Source organism: Solidesulfovibrio sp. DCME (assembly GCF_049995385.1).
Taxonomy (GTDB): Bacteria; Desulfobacterota; Desulfovibrionia; order Desulfovibrionales; family Desulfovibrionaceae; genus Solidesulfovibrio.
In genome coordinates this window covers 494,219-511,691 of the sequence record NZ_CP188261.1, presented here as the reverse complement: position 1 = coordinate 511,691, position 17,473 = coordinate 494,219, and the positions used below count along the sequence as shown (strand labels likewise).

General features: G+C 60.1%; 15 protein-coding genes and 1 tRNA gene. 4 read left to right on the top strand and 12 right to left on the bottom strand.

What is annotated here, in order from left to right; genetic code table 11:
- Nucleotides 1-53: 53 nt before the first annotated feature.
- The 5 genes from ACP59X_RS02210 to ACP59X_RS02190 all read right to left on the bottom strand — a co-directional run bounded on the left by ACP59X_RS02210 (nt 54) and on the right by ACP59X_RS02190 (nt 6,202).
- Entirely contained in the window at nt 54-3,197 is a 3,144-nt protein-coding gene (locus tag ACP59X_RS02210) for a type I restriction endonuclease subunit R (RefSeq protein WP_428564425.1), read from the bottom strand.
- Nucleotides 3,197-3,703, bottom strand: a complete 507-nt coding sequence (locus ACP59X_RS02205; protein ID WP_428564422.1) for a DUF4411 family protein — start codon at nt 3,701-3,703, stop codon at nt 3,197-3,199. Before ACP59X_RS02205 ends, ACP59X_RS02210 begins: the two co-directional genes overlap by 1 nt.
- On the bottom strand, nt 3,703-4,782 hold the full coding sequence (locus ACP59X_RS02200) for an ImmA/IrrE family metallo-endopeptidase (RefSeq protein ID WP_428564419.1): 1,080 nt from the start codon (nt 4,780-4,782) through the stop codon (nt 3,703-3,705). Before ACP59X_RS02200 ends, ACP59X_RS02205 begins: the two co-directional genes overlap by 1 nt.
- 168 nt (nt 4,783-4,950) lie before the next feature.
- Nucleotides 4,951-5,619: a restriction endonuclease subunit S gene (locus tag ACP59X_RS02195; protein WP_428570027.1), complete on the bottom strand. Its 669-nt coding sequence runs from the start codon at nt 5,617-5,619 to the stop codon at nt 4,951-4,953.
- The gene (locus ACP59X_RS02190) at nt 5,501-6,202 is read right to left on the bottom strand and encodes a DUF927 domain-containing protein (RefSeq protein ID WP_428564416.1); all 702 of its coding nucleotides are present in this window, start codon (nt 6,200-6,202) and stop codon (nt 5,501-5,503) included. The genes ACP59X_RS02195 and ACP59X_RS02190 overlap by 119 nt, the downstream gene beginning before the upstream one ends.
- A gap of 378 nt (nt 6,203-6,580) precedes the next feature.
- On the opposite strand from ACP59X_RS02190, the gene ACP59X_RS02185 reads away from it, so the two are divergent.
- Nucleotides 6,581-7,789, top strand: a complete 1,209-nt coding sequence (locus tag ACP59X_RS02185) for an IS256 family transposase (protein ID WP_428558936.1) — start codon at nt 6,581-6,583, stop codon at nt 7,787-7,789.
- On the opposite strand, the gene ACP59X_RS02180 is transcribed toward ACP59X_RS02185, so the two are convergent.
- The 7 genes from ACP59X_RS02180 to ACP59X_RS02150 all read right to left on the bottom strand — a co-directional run bounded on the left by ACP59X_RS02180 (nt 7,705) and on the right by ACP59X_RS02150 (nt 12,790).
- On the bottom strand, nt 7,705-8,289 hold the full coding sequence (locus ACP59X_RS02180) for a bifunctional DNA primase/polymerase (protein WP_428564413.1): 585 nt from the start codon (nt 8,287-8,289) through the stop codon (nt 7,705-7,707). The two genes, ACP59X_RS02185 and ACP59X_RS02180, sit on opposite strands and share 85 nt — an antisense overlap.
- Nucleotides 8,282-8,521, bottom strand: coding sequence for a helix-turn-helix transcriptional regulator (locus ACP59X_RS02175; protein WP_428564410.1), 240 nt, complete (start codon nt 8,519-8,521; stop codon nt 8,282-8,284). The genes ACP59X_RS02180 and ACP59X_RS02175 overlap by 8 nt, the downstream gene beginning before the upstream one ends.
- A 202-nt stretch (nt 8,522-8,723) precedes the next feature.
- Nucleotides 8,724-9,500: a hypothetical protein gene (locus ACP59X_RS02170; protein WP_428564407.1), complete on the bottom strand. Its 777-nt coding sequence runs from the start codon at nt 9,498-9,500 to the stop codon at nt 8,724-8,726.
- A gap of 20 nt (nt 9,501-9,520) precedes the next feature.
- Nucleotides 9,521-10,735 (bottom strand): tyrosine-type recombinase/integrase, encoded by a 1,215-nt coding sequence (locus ACP59X_RS02165; protein ID WP_428564404.1) that lies wholly within the window; start codon nt 10,733-10,735, stop codon nt 9,521-9,523.
- 164 nt (nt 10,736-10,899) lie between these two features.
- A tRNA-Ser gene (locus ACP59X_RS02160) sits at nt 10,900-10,989 on the bottom strand.
- Between the two features lie 14 nt (nt 10,990-11,003).
- Complete coding sequence (locus ACP59X_RS02155) at nt 11,004-11,708, bottom strand: PilZ domain-containing protein (RefSeq protein ID WP_428564401.1); 705 nt, start codon at nt 11,706-11,708, stop codon at nt 11,004-11,006.
- 119 nt (nt 11,709-11,827) lie between these two features.
- Complete coding sequence (locus ACP59X_RS02150; protein ID WP_428564398.1) at nt 11,828-12,790, bottom strand: chemotaxis protein; 963 nt, start codon at nt 12,788-12,790, stop codon at nt 11,828-11,830.
- Nucleotides 12,791-13,022: 232 nt separating this feature from the next.
- Here ACP59X_RS02150 and ACP59X_RS02145 point away from each other — a divergent pair, with 232 nt between their 5' ends.
- Genes ACP59X_RS02145 through ACP59X_RS02135 form a run of 3 tightly spaced genes read left to right on the top strand, consistent with a single transcriptional unit; the run spans nt 13,023 to nt 17,375 of the window.
- Nucleotides 13,023-14,261, top strand: a complete 1,239-nt coding sequence (locus tag ACP59X_RS02145; protein WP_428564395.1) for a glycosyltransferase family 4 protein — start codon at nt 13,023-13,025, stop codon at nt 14,259-14,261.
- 1 nt (nt 14,262) lies between these two features.
- The gene (asnB, locus tag ACP59X_RS02140) at nt 14,263-16,173 is read left to right on the top strand and encodes an asparagine synthase (glutamine-hydrolyzing) (RefSeq protein ID WP_428564392.1); all 1,911 of its coding nucleotides are present in this window, start codon (nt 14,263-14,265) and stop codon (nt 16,171-16,173) included.
- Complete coding sequence (locus ACP59X_RS02135; protein WP_428564389.1) at nt 16,170-17,375, top strand: MFS transporter; 1,206 nt, start codon at nt 16,170-16,172, stop codon at nt 17,373-17,375. Before asnB ends, ACP59X_RS02135 begins: the two co-directional genes overlap by 4 nt.
- Nucleotides 17,376-17,473 lie beyond the last annotated feature (98 nt).

Genomic DNA, 17,473 nt, shown 5'->3' with positions numbered 1-17,473 from the left:
CTGCGATTAGTTTCTGAGGTTAAATACTTTTCGTTGCGCTATGATTTTATTGTCTAAGCTGCCCATTGCGCAGACAATGCTTCTGCTTGCTGGAGTACTGTTTGAATAGCTGTGTCTTGAAGGTCAGGCGGATAGCCATGTTTCCGCAAAATCCGTTTCACAAGAATACGCATCCTGGCCCGAGCGCTTTCCCGATGTGCCCAATCGACTGTGATGCTTCCTTTTAAGCTAGTGAGTAGCTCGTGTGCTATGACACGCAATGAAGCGTCACCCATCACTTCAACAGCGCTTTGGTTCTCGGCCAGGGCATCATAGAAGGCAATTTCGTCCTCGGACAGCCCGCTTTCCTCTCCGCGCCGTCGGGCGTCACGGATATCCTTGGCGAGATTAATCAGCTCCTGGATGACCTCGACGGTACTGACGGCGTTGGTATGGTACCTGGCAATAGCTTGCTCAAGACGTTCCGAGAATTTTTTGATTTCCACCACATTGGTCTGGCTCCGGGATCGTATCTCATCGTTGAGGAGCTTTTTGAGCGCCTCCAAGGCAAGATTTTTCTTCTCCATCTTCTGGACGTCAGCCAAAAATTCTTCGGACAAGATGGAGATATCAGGGGTCGCCAAGCCGGCAGCGGCGAGGATGTCCACGATCTCGGTCGAGGCTACTGCCCGGTCGATAATTTGCTGCACCGCGAATTCACGCTCAGTTGAGGTCCTCCCCCCAGCTCCGTTCCCCGTTTTGGTCAATGCGGCCCGAACGGTCTGGAAGAAGGCCACCTCATCTCGGATGTCCCTTGCCGCATCACTGGCCGCTGCCAGGGCAAACGCCTTAGAAAGGGCCAGCACCGCGTCCTGGAACCGTCTGTGGGCCTGCTTCTTGGCCTCGTTTGATGTCTCCTTCGCGGCGGCCTCGTGCTGCCGTTCTAAAATCCAGTTGAGGGCCTCGGCCATGACCTGGAGACGCTCATGGGCTGTGCCGGCGAGTCCACGGCGGTAGTCGAAGCCGTGGAACATCGCCGTCACGATCTCGTATTTTTCCACCATGATGGCGACGGCTTCGGCTTCGTCGATGCCCGCCTGCCGCCTGTCCGAGGCGGAATACTGTCCCAGGGCGTTTTTGAGGTTCTGGCCAATGCCGATGTAGTCGACGATGAGCCCGGCTGGCTTGTCCCGGAAGACTCTGTTGACGCGGGCGATGGCCTGCATGAGGCCATGGCCCTTCATGGGTTTGTCCACGTACATGGTGTGCATGGACGGGGCATCGAAGCCGGTCAACCACATATCCCGGACGATCACCAGCTTGAGCGGGTCGTTAGGGTCCTTGGCCCGCTTGGACAGGAGTTCCCGGCGTGCCTTGTTGCCAATATGCGGCTGCCAGTCGGCCGGATCGGAGGCAGAGCCGGTCATGACGATCTTGACCGCACCGGCATTGTCATCGTCACTGTGCCATTCCGGGCGTAGGGTTCTTATCTCATTGTAGAGGGCGACGCAGATACGACGGCTCATGCAGACCACCATGGCCTTGCCGTCCATGGCCGCCACCCGATCTTCGAAATGCCGGACAAGGTCCCGGGCCACCAGCTTGAGGCGTTTATCTGCCCCCACCAGGGCTTCAACCGTGGCCCACTTTCGTTTCAGGGCCTCTTGCTCCGTGACGGCATCGTCCTCGGTGAGTTCTTCGATCTCGGCGTCGATCCTCGGCTTCTCCTCTGGGGGAAGCTCGATCCGGGCCAAGCGGCTTTCATAGTAAAGGGGCACGGTTGCCCCGTCCTCGACGGCGCGGCTGATGTCATAGATGTCGATGTAGTTTCCGAAAATCGCCGGGGTGTTCACGTCGTCCTTTTCAATCGGCGTCCCAGTGAAACCGATGAAGGAGGCGTTCGGAAACGCGTCACGGAGGTATTTGGCAAAGCCGTAGGCGATTTCGCCCGTCTTCTGGGCAACCCTGGCCTTGAAGCCGTATTGGCTGCGGTGCGCTTCGTCGGCGATGACCACTACGTTGCGGCGATCCGTGAGCACCGGGTATTCGGACTCGCCTTTCTCTGGCGAAAATTTCTGAATGGTCGTGAAGATCACGCCGCCTGCGGCCCGGTGCAGTGCTTGTTGCAAATCCGCCCGGCTGTTGGCTTGGATCGGCGTTTGTCGGATAAGGTCCCGGCACATGGAAAATGTGTTGAAGAGCTGGTCATCCAGGTCGTTGCGGTCGGTGATGACAACAAGTGTCGGATTTTCGAGTTCAGCTCGTCGAACTAGTTGGCCGGCGTAAAAGGCCATGAGCAAGCTTTTTCCCGATCCCTGGGTATGCCAGATGACGCCGACTTTTCGGTCACCCTGCGGCGCGGCGGCCTGGACGGTTTGGGCCACAGCATGTCGCACGGCATGGTACTGATGGTAGCCGGCGATGATCTTTACGATGCCCGAGCCGGTATCCCCAAAGACCGTGAAATCCCGGAGTAGGTCTAGGAAGCGGCGTTTCTCGAAGACGCCCTCAATAAGGACGCCAAGTTCCGGTAACCCCTTGTGCGCGACAGCCTGCCCATTCGTGGTGCGCCAGGGCATGAACCTTTCCTGGTTGGCCGTCAGCGAGCCGATGCGGGCCTGGAGTCCATCGGATGTGACGAGGACGCCGTTGGTGCGAAACAGGGACGGGACCTGAGCCTTGTAGGTCTGGAGCTGGTTGAAGGCGGCTTCCAGGTCGGCCTCTTCGGTGCCTGGGTTCTTGAGTTCGACAACGCCGATGGGTAGGCCATTGACGAAGATGACCACGTCAGGGCGGCGGTTGAACCTGCCCTCGATGGCAGTGAACTGGTTCACGGCCAGCCAGTCGTTGTTGTCCGGGGTGTCAAAGTCGATTAGGCGGACCTTGTCACCGGCAATGGAGCCGTCGTCTCGGGGGAACTCCACGTCCACGCCTTCGACCATCATGCGGTGGATACGGCGGTTTTCCTCGGTCAGGTTAGGAAACACCGTCGCAGTGAGCGCCCGGATGGCGTCCTGCCGGGCTTCGAGGGGGATGTGGGGATTGAGGGCCTCGACGGCGGTCTCCAGGCGTTTTTGGAGGAAGACGTCCGCGTACGCCTCGCGCTCCGGGACGAGCCCGTCGGGACCGATCCGGTTGTCGGAGGCGGTCGCGTACCCGAGTCGGTCCAGGGTCGCGAGAAAGACTGCCTCGACATCCGCTTCGGAGATAAAAGCCATCAATGCGCCCTCGAACCAGGGCCAAGGACGAAGCGTGCCCGTTCCAGCCGGAGCATTTCGTATGGGGTGACGCAGCGTAGCCCCAGGCCCATACAGGCATTGGGGATTTTGATCTTGCGAGTAGAATTTACAGGGACTTCATGCGTGACGACAATCAAACCATGGGCAAGGGCGTGGGCAACCAACCAGTAGTCAGCTACCTGAAGGAATGTCGCAACGGCAGCGGAGTCATACTGTTGGCTTGTTGCCCAAGTGCTCACCCGTGATAATGCCGGCAGTACCGCGTCGTCGGACTTGAGGAAAAAATCGTCGCCACGCGCAGCCGCCCAGATGGCGAGTTCGTCGCGCCCAGCTTGCAATTCATCACCGATCTGCTCGATGCTGCCCACTACCCCATCACGATTCTTGACAATTAACCATTCCCAAAAAGCCGGACAAAAATCAAACCCATAATGCCGGTTCTTCGCTTCAATAAAAGTGTTGGAGTCGAGCAAGTAGTGGGGCATTATTGCAAACCGACCTCCCGAGCAATGTTCATGAATATTTCTGTCTTATTAATTCCAAGCATTCTGAATGCGTCTCGATACAGCGTTTGTCCTTCGAGAGTGCTTTCCGCGAGAGCCCGCGCAAACCGACGGCTTGTTCTCGTCATGGTCGTTTTGTAAAAATCACCACCACCGGAACGTGCCTTTCGGAATCGTCTAATCTCAGCCCCCCATGCGGCATCAAATCGGCTTCGGTCTATTTTCCCCGTGTCAAGAAGACGGCGAAGAACGACAAGGGAACTCACCTTGAAGAAGTTACCGAGCCTTTTCAACGCTTCGTCGAGCAGTTCGTTTGCATCGAATTCGCTGGCCAATGTTTCTGCTGGAACGAGATATTCCGCCGCGACCTTGTTGCACCAGACTTCTTCGATACGTTGTCCTGGACGCGGTGCGGCACCCATGTCGGAAAGCGCGGTGGTCCCCAGCCACAGGTGGGCCAGTTCATGAGCCAAGGTGAACATGCGGGCCGCTTTGGTGTCGTTTCCATTAATGAAGACCAGCGGAGCCAACCGATCCGCCAGGGAGAATCCCCGGAATTCTTCCGGGTCGAGCTTGCGTTTGGTATTGTTTCCGACCACGCCATTCACCATGACCAGCACGCCGGCCTGTTCAGCGTGGATACAAAAATACCGCAGGGATTCTTCCCAGTTTCGGCACGTGCGTCGGTCTTCAAGGTCAAAGTTAAGCGTGCGGCCCATTTGAAGCGCGACAGCCTCGGGCGGCGTATGGACCGTCGCGCTGCCGACGAACGCTACCTCGGCCTGCTTGGTGTACTGAGCGAATTCCCGATACCAAGCTTGTTTTTCTTGACAGGCATGAATGGTGTCCAGCAAGTTTGGGCTTGGCCGCAGGATGCTTTGTCCAGCGGGTGTTCGAAAATCGGGTATGGGTAGACGCTCTTCCGGTGGGGTGGGCAAAAAAAGGTAGCCCACAGGCACATGCACAGCCTGGGCGAAATGTTCCAACTGGCGAAGGGTTGGCTGTTCCTCGCCTTGCTCCCACGCATCGAGTTTCGGAAAGCGCAACAGGAGATCGGCCACCTCCAGGCCTGCTCGTTGTCTTGCCCAGCGCAAGAGCGTGGGGTGAACCGGGGCGCGCAACATAGGGTACCCGTATCCTATATCGCGAGGCTTTTCATCACTCTTTTGCCCAACGAAGCCGGGTGGGAAGGCCAAGCCGGCACTTCGCCAGGGGAGGGCTTCACGGAGTTATAAGGCTCGTTCCACGGCTTTCTCGGCGTCCTTGACCCGGATTTCGCCGGACATAAGCTTGGGAAGGAGCAAGTCGCGGGTTTGGGCGAGGGTGCGGGATTCGTGTCCGTTGAAGGTTGCTCTTTCTCGTAGAGGGAGAGTAATGGGATCAAATGCAGTGATTAATGCGCTGGAGGGCAGTAAAACGTCTAACTGAGCCAATCTGGCGCGCGATAACTCTGTTTGCCCTGTGCTACCTTCGCCAAGCGCTTCGATCTCAGCTTCGCGTCCAGCAAGATTTATCCCGATATAGTTCCATGAAACAAGAGCATTGTTTGCTCTTACAATAGTAACATGAGAGTCGACGATTGTATCCTCTTCAAGTGACATCACCTGCGCTACCCGACCAAGGGTACCGACTCCCGTTGAGTTGACAAGCACATCCCCTTTTTGAACAAACCTCCCGGCAACGGACCTTTTCTTTGGGTTATGCCGACGCCCCATCGATGAATCTACACGTCTATCTCGGATACACTTTTGATTGAGGACCAATACCCCATCAGATTCACTATAATGCGGTGATATCCCTCGGCTCAGATAGTCGCTTATCCATTTGTTCGGATTGCAGGATGACACTCTCGCCGTAACCATGACCGAAGGCCTCGTCAGGAAGAACGAACTGTCCATTGTGCCATCCTATACGGTCTACGCAGCGTACGCGGCCTAAGGGGCGGCACGATGAAAGAAGCATATTTAAACGGACTGGGCCTTTGTTTGGTGCAATGCGCAATCCCATGGAGAGAAGCACCCTACGGCATTCTTCGCCGGAACCTGCAAGCAGTTCCATGGGCATGGCCCATTGATGTGTTCGCCCGTCTGGGTCGGTAACTACAATGAGGCGTCCCCATTCTCGGCCATCGCCATTTCTGGTCAGGGCCAAGACACGCAGGGGAGAGCAGACCCAATCCCACGAGACATTCCCTTGGCTGTCCTCGACGCGGTAGTATATGCCATCGGGTTTGGCCAAAAAGCCAGTCGGCAATATTTCTTCCCTGCCGAGCACAATTGGGGACTTGACTCGCTCGGGACAGCCTTGGCAATATGTATTGCCAAAATTGGCCTTTATGTCGTCGCATGTTCGAGGGCCAGCCTTGGCCAATGCCTGTTGCAACTTTAGGTCAGTCTCTGTTGGATTGTACTTTTTGTGGCCAGCACTCCATTCGTGCGCGATGTTGTATCCATTTTGACATCGTGACAGGATTGAAAGCATGGCGTACCATTCCGGTTCAGGAAGGGAGTCCGCGTGGTCGCGACAATGGCGCATCCAGCTACACCTCGCCACAATCGGGGCAAGGTCCGCGTCTACTTTGTCGTAGCGGGATTCGACTTGTGACGAATTAGTTTGTAACGGGCCTTGGTTAGCTACTGGTTCCGGTTTGGGAGCAATAAGTTCAAGTAGCCACGTTGGGGGCTCAGCAATCTTTGCGCTGTTTTTTTTCCGGTAGCGTCCACGGAGGTGGTGTAAATTCTGAAGTCGTCCAGGCCGGGGGAGAGCCTCCGGCCCGGACGGAATGGGCGAGGTGGCCATCGGGTCAATTGGCTGTAAGGTGAAGTTACGACGCCGCACCTGCAACCAAAGGAGACCACGATGGCCGAGGACAGCATGGCATTAATCGAGCTGATGCAAAAGGCCGACGGCGGCGATTTTCTCCGCTCCCTGGCGGAAGCCGTCCTGCAGCTTCTCATGGAAGCCGATGTGGACGGCCTCATCGGGGCCAGCCGCCACGAGCGAAGCCCCGAGCGAGTCAGCTACCGCAACGGCTACCGTGACCGCAGCCTTGATACCCGCATCGGCTCCTTGCAACTGCGCATCCCCAAGCTGCGCCAGGGCAGCTACTTTCCGCCCTTCCTGGAGCCACGCAAGACCAGCGAACGCGCCTTGGTGGCCGTCATCCAGGAAGCCTGGATCGGCGGCATCTCCACGCGGCGCGTGGATGATCTGGTCCAGGCCATGGGCCTTTCCGGCATCTCCAAGTCCCAGGTGTCCAAGCTGTGCAAGGACATTGATGAACGGGTCCATGCCTTTCTTTCTCGGCCGCTGACCGGCGAATGGCCCTATTTGTGGCTGGACGCAACCTACCTCAAGCAGCGCGAAGGCGGCCGGGTGGTCAGCGTCGCCGCCATAATCGCCGTGGCGGCGAACACCGAAGGCCGCAGAGAAATCGTGGGACTGCACATCGGCCCCAGCGAGGCCGAGCCGTTCTGGTCTTTTTTCCTCAAAAGCCTTCTTCGTCGGGGACTTGGCGGCGTGAGGCTTGTCGTCTCCGACGCCCATGAAGGCCTCAAGGCCGCCATGGCCAAGACGTTCGGGGCCACGTGGCAACGCTGCCGGGTCCACTGGATGCGAAACGCCTTGGCCCGGGTTCCCAAGTCCCAGCACGCCATGGTCTCGGCCGCCCTGCGCCAGGCCTTTTTACAGCCGGATGCGGCCAACGCCAGCCAGACCTGGCGGCATGTCGCCGATCAGCTTCGTGGAAAATGGCCACGGCTCGCCAGCTTCATGGACGAAACCGAGCACGACGTGCTGGCCTACATGACCTTCCCGGCGCAGCATCGGGTCAAGCTGCACAGCACCAATCCGCTGGAAAGGCTCAATAAAGAAGTGAAGCGGCGGGCGGACGTAGTCGGCATCTTCCCCAACGAACAGTCCATCATCCGGCTCATCGGGGCCATCTTACTGGAGCAAAACGACGAGTGGCAGCTGCAAAGCCGCTACATGCAGGTCGAGGCCATGGCCGAACTCAACACCCAACCAAACGAGGCGCAGCCAGCCCAAATTCCACCAAGAGCAGCCTGACCGAGGGCCACCTCAAGCACACCAGAATTTACACCACGTTGACGGACGTGACCTTTTTTCCAGGTATAGTGTCCTCCCGATGGATGGCCGGATGGAGGCACGATGACATAGCCGCCGGCACCTCTGATATCGAGCCCCAGTCCGAGCTTGCCAACACTGTTTCTCACACCGGGGCCAGCTTTCGGCCACTTGAAGAACAATTGACACCCACCACTCCCGGTGGTTTGCTCCAGCGTGGACGGTAACGGGCCGTGTTTGGCTTCAAGGGTAGCGAGGCTATTGGGCCCGTCGGGCAGGTCTATATCCAAGACAAATGCGTCTATATCTGGTCCTGTCGGAATGCCTATGGAAGCATTTGGCCACTTTTCCCACCAAGATCGGATTTGTTCTTCATCCGTAGTTGCAGCATGAAACCCATTTTGCACTAACGGTTTTTTGTCGATTCCGCATGGAAAAACAGGATGGCCTCGGCGTGCATAGTTAAGTGCGTCGTTAAGCATTATATTCCTCCTTCATACTGAGTTTGTTTATTAGGTTTTTAATATCGTCTGATCGCCAAGCAACAGAACGTTTTCCAAGTCGAATGGGACTTGGTGCCTTTCCTTCTTTGACCCATTCCCACCATGTCGATTTTGATACCGGAATGATGGGCTGTATGCCACGTTTATGGTCCCCAATGATTTGATTTAGTCTTAACAGTTTTAATGTTGAAGACGGTATTGCCTCTGACATGTTGTGAATAGCTCCTTTCTGGCAGAAACTTGTCTGCCACTGTTTTCTTGTTTGAGAAGATAGGTCGCGTGATAAATAAAAAAAAGTCTCTGAGACGTACTTAATGCATCTGGAACGTAAAAAAATCCCCTAGCATCGTTTACGATGCCAGGGGATTTCTGACGATCCTGGGTGATATCTGGAGACTGGTTAACGCGTTGGTTTATTTTGGTTTTTGCGATGTCTCGGGTTTGGCGTTAGGCACTATCGGGCGGGCTCCAGCCGTCTTCTTCACCAAATCATCCGGCATGCCCTCTTTGAAGAACTTCAGACGATCCCCTCTGAGAGTGACGCCAAGATCGTTGGCCAACTGGCATACCTCCGCTGTTGTCCAGGGGTTGCCGTTCCCCTTTGGTCCTTGCCGCGCAAGAGCACAGGCTAGCTTTACAGCTCCAACGTAATCAGACTTTAGTTCCTCGTAGTCTTTTTTTGCTTTAGCAAGAGTAGCATTACATGTTCTTGGAGTTGCGTCCTTCTGCACTTTTCTGAGACGCTCATTTTCTAGTTTGAGCTCGTCTATTTTGGTTAGAAGGGCTGCGTTCTCTTCCTTATATAGGAAAATGTTGTTTAAAAGTTCTTCGTTTCTATTTTCAAATCCGTATCCTTTGACGGATGTAATTTTGCCATTGTCGTCTAATGACAAATAAATATTCTTTCTCTCTGCATAACGAAGCAGAGAAACGACGCTAACCCTCGTTTTCTGTATTATTTCTGAAGTAAAATATCTAAACCTTGAGGAGCTATTGTTTTCCTTTTCCCATTTACTGAAAAGCTGTTCGCGTTCCTCTTCCCTGTCTGTTTCGATTTTCCCGCGATCGAGAATGCTACGAAATTCGTATGGAGTTAAGCCCAAGAGTGCTCCGGCCTCACGTGCTGAAATATATTCGGGCCAAATATTATTTGCCATGCCAGAAGCCCTCAATGCTTTTAGTGAGTTCATGAAATAGGTTAGCTACTGGCTTAATCACCTGTAGCGCGCCGCAGCGGAATGGTATCTGTCCCTTCCTTAAGATTATCCAAGTAGTCAGCCCACGCCTGCATCATGCGGCGACGCTCTGGCAAGAACTCGGCGAAGTTGTAGGCGGCCCGTACGGCATTACGTTCGGCATGGGCAAGCTGGCGCTCGATAGCATCCCGGTTCCATCCCATCTCGTTAAGTAAGGTCGAAGCCATGGATCGAAAACCATGGCCGGTCATTTCATCCTTGGTGTAGCCCATGCGGCGTAGGGCGGCTAAAACGGTGTTTTCGGACATGGGTCTTGTCGAGGTCCGAACGGACGGGAACACGTACTTGCCGCTGCCGGTCAGGGGATGCAGTTCCCATAGGATGGCGACTGCTTGCCTGGAAAGAGGGACTATGTGCTGTTCCCGCATTTTCATTTTTTCGGCAGGGATGCGCCATTCTGCCTTGTCTAGGTCAATTTCCGACCATTCGACATGGCGCAGTTCGCCGGGGCGGACAAAGACAAGCGGGGCGAGCCGCAACGCACAAAGGGCCACGAAAGAGCCGCGATAGCCGTCAATGGCCCGCAGAAGTTCGCCTATGGCCTTGGGATCGGTAATGCTCGCGTGATGCCTTTCTCGCGCAGGAGGTAGCGAGCCGCGTAGGTCAGAGGCTATGTCATGGCTGGCCTGCCCTGTGGCAATGGCATAGCGAAAGACTTGCCCACACATTTGTAAAACTCGGCGGGCGCTTTCAACTGCGCCCCGTCCTTCAATGAGACGGATGGCGGCCAAAAGCTCAGGAGCTGTAATCTCACGGATGGGATGGGAGCCAAGCTGGGGAAAGATATTTTTTTCAAGCCGCTGGATTATGTCCAGGGCATGAGAGGCGGACCACTTGGGTTTAAATCGTTCGTACCAATCGCGAGCCACCTTCTCGAAGGTGAGTGTCTCGGCGGTGGCTTCCGCCTTTTGCTCTTGTCGGGCTTTGCTCGGGTCCACGCCCTGGGCAAGGAGCTTGCGGGCGTCATCGCGGCGTTCTCGGGCGTCCTTCAGGCTTACGGTAGGGTAGACGCCAAGGGAAATCCTCTTCTCTTTACCTGTATGACGGTACTTGAGCCGCCACCACTTGCCCCCAGCGGGGGCAACCTCAAGGTAAAGACCGCCGCTGTCGAATAATTTTTGCGTCTTGGGACCGGGCTTTGCGTTGCGTATGGCGGCGTCGGTGAGCATCGGGGGCAACTCCTTCGGCACGTCGAGACGTTGCCCCCATTATTGCCCCCACTTGCCCCCGGATGTCAATGGACGTCATCGGACATCTCTGGACATGAATCTCTGTAATTGTCTTGTCATTATGAGACTTTTTGGATTTGAACGGACTTGATCGGACTAGAATTTGGCGGAGGGAGAGGGATTCGAACCCCCGGACGGGTCGCCCCGTCAATGGTTTTCAAGACCACCGCCTTAAACCGCTCGGCCATCCCTCCACGCAACGCGCTACCTAAAGACCTTTGGCCCCACTGGCAACCTCGAAATCCGCCGGTTCGCAGCCGAGCTGCCGCAGCTCGGCGTCCAGCGCCTCCGGAATGTCCTCAAATGCCAGCCCCACGCCAGGCACGACCCGCCGCGAACCCCACGGTTCGTACCAGGCCACGCGCACCCGCAACGCCTCGGCGCTCACGTCCGGGAATGCGATCCAGGCCGCCTCGCCCTTGGCCCACGGCGTGGACGTGAAGACGAAGCAGCCCAGATAGGAGATGTTGAGCGTGCACGTCTTCTCGCCCGCCCCGCCCTCGTCCGGCCGCCCGCGCCACAGCACCGCCGGCAGGTGCGCCTCCACCCGCTCCCCCCGGCGCAGGCCCCGCGGCAGGAAATCCCGGCAGGCGGCCACGAACACCGACAACCCGTCACTCACACCCGGGCCGGCCTCGGTGCCCAGGGCGTAAATGACATCCGTGGCCGGATCGTATTTGAGGCGCGTCGTGGGATAGATCTCGGCCAAGGCCTGCAGCAGCCGCCGGTCCAGTTCCTTGGCGCGAATGAGGGTCGGTACGTCGAACAGCACCCCGTTGTACCGGGCGTGCCGGGTGGCGGCCAGCAGCTCTTCCGAGGTCCTGGCCACGTCGCAGTCGGCCCCGAGCGCGGCCAAGGCCTCGATGAACCGGTCCTTGGCCCGGCCGTCGCGGGCCACAAGCAGCATGCGCATGGAAAAACGTCCCACCTTGCGCCAGGGTTTGCAAACAACCGACCCCGTGCCGCCCGGGGCAGCCAACGATCCGCGACGCCGGGGCCGCTACTGCCGCCCCGAACGGCACCGCGCCCGGCTTACCGACGCTCCTCGATAAGCTTGCGCGCCCGCTCGGCCAGGGTGCCGACCTCGGGCTTGGTCACCTGGTCGTCGGCCCCCACCGAAAGCCCCTTGTGGTAGAGTTGGTCGTTGATGAGCGAGGAGAACAGCACCACCGGCAACCCTTTGAGCACCGGATCGTCCTTGATGTTCTTGCACAGCGTATGGCCGTCCATGGACGGCATTTCGATGTCGGTGACCACCAGGTTGACGTTGTCCGTCAGCGCCCGCCCGCCCTTGACCACCTCCTCCTTCCAGGCCAGCAGGCGTTCCCAGGCGTTTTGCCCGTTGATGTCCTGCATGACTTCGAAGCCGTCCTTCTCCAGGTAGGAGGCAATCAGCCGCCGGATGGAGTTGGAGTCGTCCACCACGAGCGTCTTGTAGGCCGATCGGTCAGGCTCGGGAATGGAGGCCTCGGCCTGCTCCCGCTGGGTTTTCATGGCCAGGGTGGGGTTTAAGTCCCAGATGATCTGCTCCATGTCGAGCAGGAGCACGATGCGGTCGGAAAATTTCACCACACCCGTGAAATTGTTGGCCGCAAACGAGGCCACGTAGCCCGAGGGCGGCTCGACCTCGGCCCAGCTGAGGCGGTGGATGCGCGTCACGCCCGAGACCATGAAGGCGTTTATCACCTTGTTGAATTCCGAAACGATGACCTTGGTGTTGGCGTCGCGGGCCATGGGCTTGCCGAGCCACAGGCTCAGGTCGATGAGCGGAATGACCCGGGAGCGCAGGTTGAAGGTGCCGATCACGCAGGGGTGCGGCGTCTGCGGCATGCCCGTCACCTTGGGCAGGCGGATGATCTCCAGCACCTTGGCCACGTTGACGCCGTAATGGGCCCGGTACGGCTTGGCGCCCGGTTCGGTCGCCTCATCGATGTAGAATTCGATGATCTCGAGCTCGTTGGTCCCCGTTTCCAGGAGAATGTTGGTCTGCGCCATGGCGTCCTCAGAATGACCCGTTGCGTTTGCGCCCAAAAATCCACCCAACCCCAGCCATCGGCCCGGATACGCCGCGCGCGGCATCTCCCGAGCCTATGCTTAGCCGCAAGCCGGCCGGGGCGCAAGCTGTTTGCCCGAAAGACCGTTCCCGACTTTACAGCCCGCCGCTCCCTGGACTACATAGCCGCCGGTGCCCTTCATCAGCCAAGCCCCCATCAGGCGAGCAAACGATTTGAGCCTTCCCAAGACCGCTTATATCCTGTTGTGGTATCCGCTGCCCTCGGAGACGTTCATCTTCCGGGAAGTGGAAAACGCCAAGGCCGCCGGCATGCCCTTTGCCGTCTACGCCCTGTACGGCGAGGTGGCCAGGAACCTTTCGTCGCCGATGCGCGCCGCTTCCCCTTCCGTCGCCCGCCTGGGCCTGCGGGCCATCCCGCGCATCCTGGCCGACATGGCCTGGTGGGCGTTGCGCCGCCCGGTGGAAACCGCCCGCATCCTGGCCGGCGTGCCCTTCCGTCGCTGGAGCTGCCTGGAGGTGGCCGGGGAAAACGCCTGGGCCATGTGCGCCGGCTTCAGCCTGGCCCGGCGGTTTTTAGCCGACGGCATCCGCCACATCCACGCCGGCTGGGCCAACGGCCCGGCCACGGCCGCCTGGGTGGCCTCGCGCCTGTCCGGCATCCCCTTTTCCTTTTCCGCCCGGGCCGGCGACATCTACCCCCAGGACGGGGCGCTGCCCGACAAGATGCGCGCGGCCGTGGCCATCCATACCAACAACAAGGCCAACATCGCCTACCTGCGCGACGCCTCCCCGGCCGACGCCGGCAAGGTCCGCCAGATCTACAACAGCCTGACGCTTTCCGGCAAAAGCCGTTCCCCGGTCCACATGGAGCCGCCCTACCGCCTGCTGGCCGTGGGGCGTTTTTGCCGCACCAAGGGCTTCGACGTGCTCATCGACGCCTGCGCCATCCTGTCGCGGCGGGGCTTCCCCTTCCAGCTCACCCTGGTCGGGGCCGGCCTGCCCTGGCCCACGGCCGTCATCCGCCGCCGGGTGCGCATCCACGGCCTGCGGGCCCGGGTCTTTCTGCCCGGCTTCGTCAGCCACGACCGCATGGCCGAACTGTATGCCGCCAGCGACATCTTCGTCATGCCAAGCGTCGTCCATCCCTCGGGCGACCGCGACGGCATCCCCAACGTCATCATGGAGGCCCTGGCCCACGGCATCCCCGTGGTGGCAACCGATGTCTGCGGCATCCCCGAAGTGGTGGAAGACGGCCTGACCGGGCGGCTGGTGCGCCAGCGCGACCCCGAGGCCCTGGCCGACGCCATCATGGACCTGGCCGGGGACCGCGGCCGGGCCGTGGCCATGGCCGAAGCCGGCCAGGCCCGCGTGGCCGCCATGTTCGACCCCGAGGCCAACACCCGGTCCATCCTCGAATTTTTCGCCGCGGCCACGGCCAAGGGCGGGCGCTGACATGTGCGGCATCGCCGGGTTCGTCTGGCCGGGGCAGGGCGCCCTTCCGCCCGAGGCCGAGCGCCTGGCCTGGCTTGGCGCCGCAACCGGGGCCCTCAGCCACCGTGGCCCGGACGGCGAGGGGCTCGCCCTCGAAGGCCCCTGCGCCCTGGGCCACCGCCGCCTGTCCATCATCGACCTGGCCGCCGGCTCCCAGCCCATGGAGGACGCGGACTGTCGGGCCGTGGTCACGTTTAACGGCGAGATCTACAACTACCGCGAACTCAAGGCCCGCTACGCCGCCCGGGGATTTAGGTTCCGCACCCACTCCGACACCGAGGCCATCCTGGCCGCCTGGCTCCTCGACGGCCCGGACGGCCTCGACGCCCTGGAAGGCATGTTCGCCTTCGCCCTTTGGGACAAGGCCAGCCGCACCCTTTTCGCCGCCCGGGACCGCTTCGGCAAAAAGCCCTTCTATTACACCATTCAAAACGGCGTGTTCGCCTTCGCCTCGGAACTGACGGCCTTCGAAAAGCTGCCCTTTTTGCGCCTGGAAACGCCGGTTGCGGCGCTGATGCGCTTTGCCGCCTACGAGTACCTGCCCACGCCCGAGACGATCTACAAGGACGTCTTCAAGCTGCGCCCGGGCCACAGCCTACTGTGGCGCGACGGGCAGCTCACGACCGCCCCCTACTGGGACATGCCTCTGCCCGGGCCGCAGCCCAAAGCCTCGGAAGAGGACCTGTGCGCCGAACTGCGCCTGCTTCTGGCCCAGTCCGTCAAGCGCCGGCTCATGGCCGACGTGCCGCTGGGGGTGTTTTTGTCCGGCGGCATCGACTCCTCCACCGTGGCGGCGCTGACGGCCGGCATGGTCAGCCGCATCAAGACCTTCAGCATCGGCTTTTCCGAGGCCTCCTACGACGAGTCGCGCTACGCCCGGCTCGTGGCCCGGCGTTTCGCCACGGACCACCACGAGCGCATCCTCTCGGCCGACGCCTGCGGCGCGCTTCTGCCCGAGATCGTCGCCCGCTTCGACGAGCCCATGGCCGACCCGTCCATCGTGCCGACCTACCTGCTGTCCCAGGTGACCCGCGAAAACGTCACGGTTGCCCTTGGCGGCGACGGCCCGGACGAGCTTTTCTACGGCTACGAATACTATCCGGCCTTCAACCTGGCCGCGGCCTACGACAAGCTGCCGGCCTTCGCCCGCCGCCGGGTCATCGAGCCCCTGGCCCGGCTGCTGCCCCACTCGGCCGGCTACGTGAACCCGCGCTTCGTGGCCGACACCTTCCTGGCCGGGGCCACGGCCCCGCAGTGGCTGCGCGTCCAGACCTGGCTGTCGGCCTTCACGGCCGAGGCCCAGGCCAACCTCTGGCAGCGGCCGGTGCCGCAGCTCCTTTCGCCCCAGGGCCTGTTCGCCCCCACCCGGGAACTCTTCGAGGGCTTCCCGGCCGACGATCCCCTGGCCCGGGTGGGCTACGTCTTCGCCCGGCAGTACATGCTCGACTACATCCTGGTGAAGGTCGACCGCTGCTCCATGATGCATTCCCTGGAGGCCCGGGCACCGTTCCTCGACCGCGACCTGGCCGAGTTCGTCTGCCGGCTGCCGGCGCGCTACAAGCTGCGCGGGGCCAGGCGCAAATACCTGCTCAAGAAAGCCGTGGCCGACCTTTTGCCCAAGGAAATCCTCGGCCGGGGCAAGCGCGGCTTCCTCATCCCCGTGGCCTCGTGGCTGCGCGGCCAGCTGCGGCCCCAGGTGGACGCGCTGCTTGGCGAAAAGCACCTGCGCGAGCAGGGCATCTTCGACCCCAAAGAGGTCGGGCGCCTGGTCGCCGAGCACACTTCTGGCGTGGCCGACCACCGCAAGAAACTCTGGACGCTGCTCGTCCTGCAACTGTGGCTTGCCCGCCACAAACCGAGCCTCATCCCGTGAAACCCCACCTCGATCCGGCCCGGCCGGAATACGGGCTCACCCGCACGGCGCTTCGCGCCTCGGGCCGGGCCGACATTTTGCTTTTTCTGCTGGTCTCCACCATCGCCTCCAACGCCGGCATCCAGGCCTGGCAGACGCTTATCAACAACTTCGCCGTGGAATCGGCCCACCTCGGCGCCGACGCCATCGGCTTCATCCAGTCCATCCGCGAGGTGCCGGGCTTTCTGTCCATGCTCGTCATCTACGTGCTGCTCGTTTTCACCGAGCAGCGCGCCGCCTCCCTGTCCATCCTGGTCCTGGGACTGGGGCTTGCGGCCACGGGCTATTTCCCGAGCTTCTGGGGCCTGACCGCCACCACGCTCATCATGTCCACGGGCTTCCACTACTACGAGCCCCTCAACCAGTCGCTGACCCTCCAGCACTTCAACACCTTCGAGGCCCCGGTGGTGCTCTCGCGCATCCGGGCCGTGGCCGCCCTGGCCAACATCGCCGTGGGCGTGCTCATCTATTTCCTGGCCGACGCCATGGGCTACACGGGCATCTTCGCCCTGGTCGGGCTGCTGGTCGGGCTGGTCGGCCTGTGGGGGCTTTTCAAGAAACCCTGCGAAACGGACGTGGCGCCCCAGAAAAAGAAGATGTATCTGCGCCGGCGCTACTGGCTCTACTACCTGCTCACCTTCCTGGAAGGCTCGCGCCGCCAGATCTTCATCGTCTTCGCCGTCTACCTGCTGGTCAAAAAGTTCGACTACTCCATCCAGGCCGTCACCATCCTTTTCGTCATCAACAACGCCATCAACTACTTCCTCAACCCCATGATCGGCCGGGCCATCAACCGCTTCGGCGAACGCCAGCTCCTGTCCATCGAATACGCCGGCATGATCGCCGTGTTCCTGACCTACGCCTACACCGACTCCCACATCGTGGCCGGCATCATGTTCGTCCTCGACTACCTGCTGTTCAACTTCAACGTGGGCGTGCGCACCTACTACCAAAAAATCGCCGCTCCCGAGGACATGGCCTCGGGCATGGCCATGGGATTCACCATCAACCACATCGCCGCCATCGTCGTGCCCGTGGTCGGGGGCCTTTTGTGGATGGTGGACTACAAGATCCCGTTTTTCATCGGCGTGGGCCTGGGCGTGGCTTCGCTGGCCTTCACCCAGTGCATCCGCCTGCCGGCACCCAAGGCATCGGCGTCGTAGCGGGAGACGCGGACGGGGAAGGAGACGGGGAAGGTCGGGGCGCTGCCCCGAACCCCGCTGGGGCGCCGCCCCAGACCCCGGCAGGGCGCTGCCCTGCA

Excerpts from the sequence above, each read along its gene's own strand:
- ACP59X_RS02210 (WP_428564425.1), bottom strand. The coding sequence starts at position 3,197 with ATGGCTTTTATCTCCGAAGCGGATGTCGAGGCAGTCTTTCTCGCGACC.
- ACP59X_RS02205 (WP_428564422.1), bottom strand. The coding sequence starts at position 3,703 with ATGCCCCACTACTTGCTCGACTCCAACACTTTTATTGAAGCGAAGAAC.
- ACP59X_RS02195 (WP_428570027.1), bottom strand. The coding sequence starts at position 5,619 with ATGGACAGTTCGTTCTTCCTGACGAGGCCTTCGGTCATGGTTACGGCG.
- ACP59X_RS02190 (WP_428564416.1), bottom strand. The coding sequence starts at position 6,202 with ATGCTTTCAATCCTGTCACGATGTCAAAATGGATACAACATCGCGCAC.
- ACP59X_RS02185 (WP_428558936.1), top strand. The coding sequence starts at position 6,581 with ATGGCCGAGGACAGCATGGCATTAATCGAGCTGATGCAAAAGGCCGAC.
- ACP59X_RS02180 (WP_428564413.1), bottom strand. The coding sequence starts at position 8,289 with ATGCTTAACGACGCACTTAACTATGCACGCCGAGGCCATCCTGTTTTT.
- ACP59X_RS02175 (WP_428564410.1), bottom strand. The coding sequence starts at position 8,521 with ATGTCAGAGGCAATACCGTCTTCAACATTAAAACTGTTAAGACTAAAT.
- ACP59X_RS02170 (WP_428564407.1), bottom strand. The coding sequence starts at position 9,500 with ATGAACTCACTAAAAGCATTGAGGGCTTCTGGCATGGCAAATAATATT.
- ACP59X_RS02165 (WP_428564404.1), bottom strand. The coding sequence starts at position 10,735 with ATGCTCACCGACGCCGCCATACGCAACGCAAAGCCCGGTCCCAAGACG.
- ACP59X_RS02155 (WP_428564401.1), bottom strand. The coding sequence starts at position 11,708 with ATGCGCATGCTGCTTGTGGCCCGCGACGGCCGGGCCAAGGACCGGTTC.
- ACP59X_RS02150 (WP_428564398.1), bottom strand. The coding sequence starts at position 12,790 with ATGGCGCAGACCAACATTCTCCTGGAAACGGGGACCAACGAGCTCGAG.
- asnB (WP_428564392.1), top strand. The coding sequence starts at position 14,263 with ATGTGCGGCATCGCCGGGTTCGTCTGGCCGGGGCAGGGCGCCCTTCCG.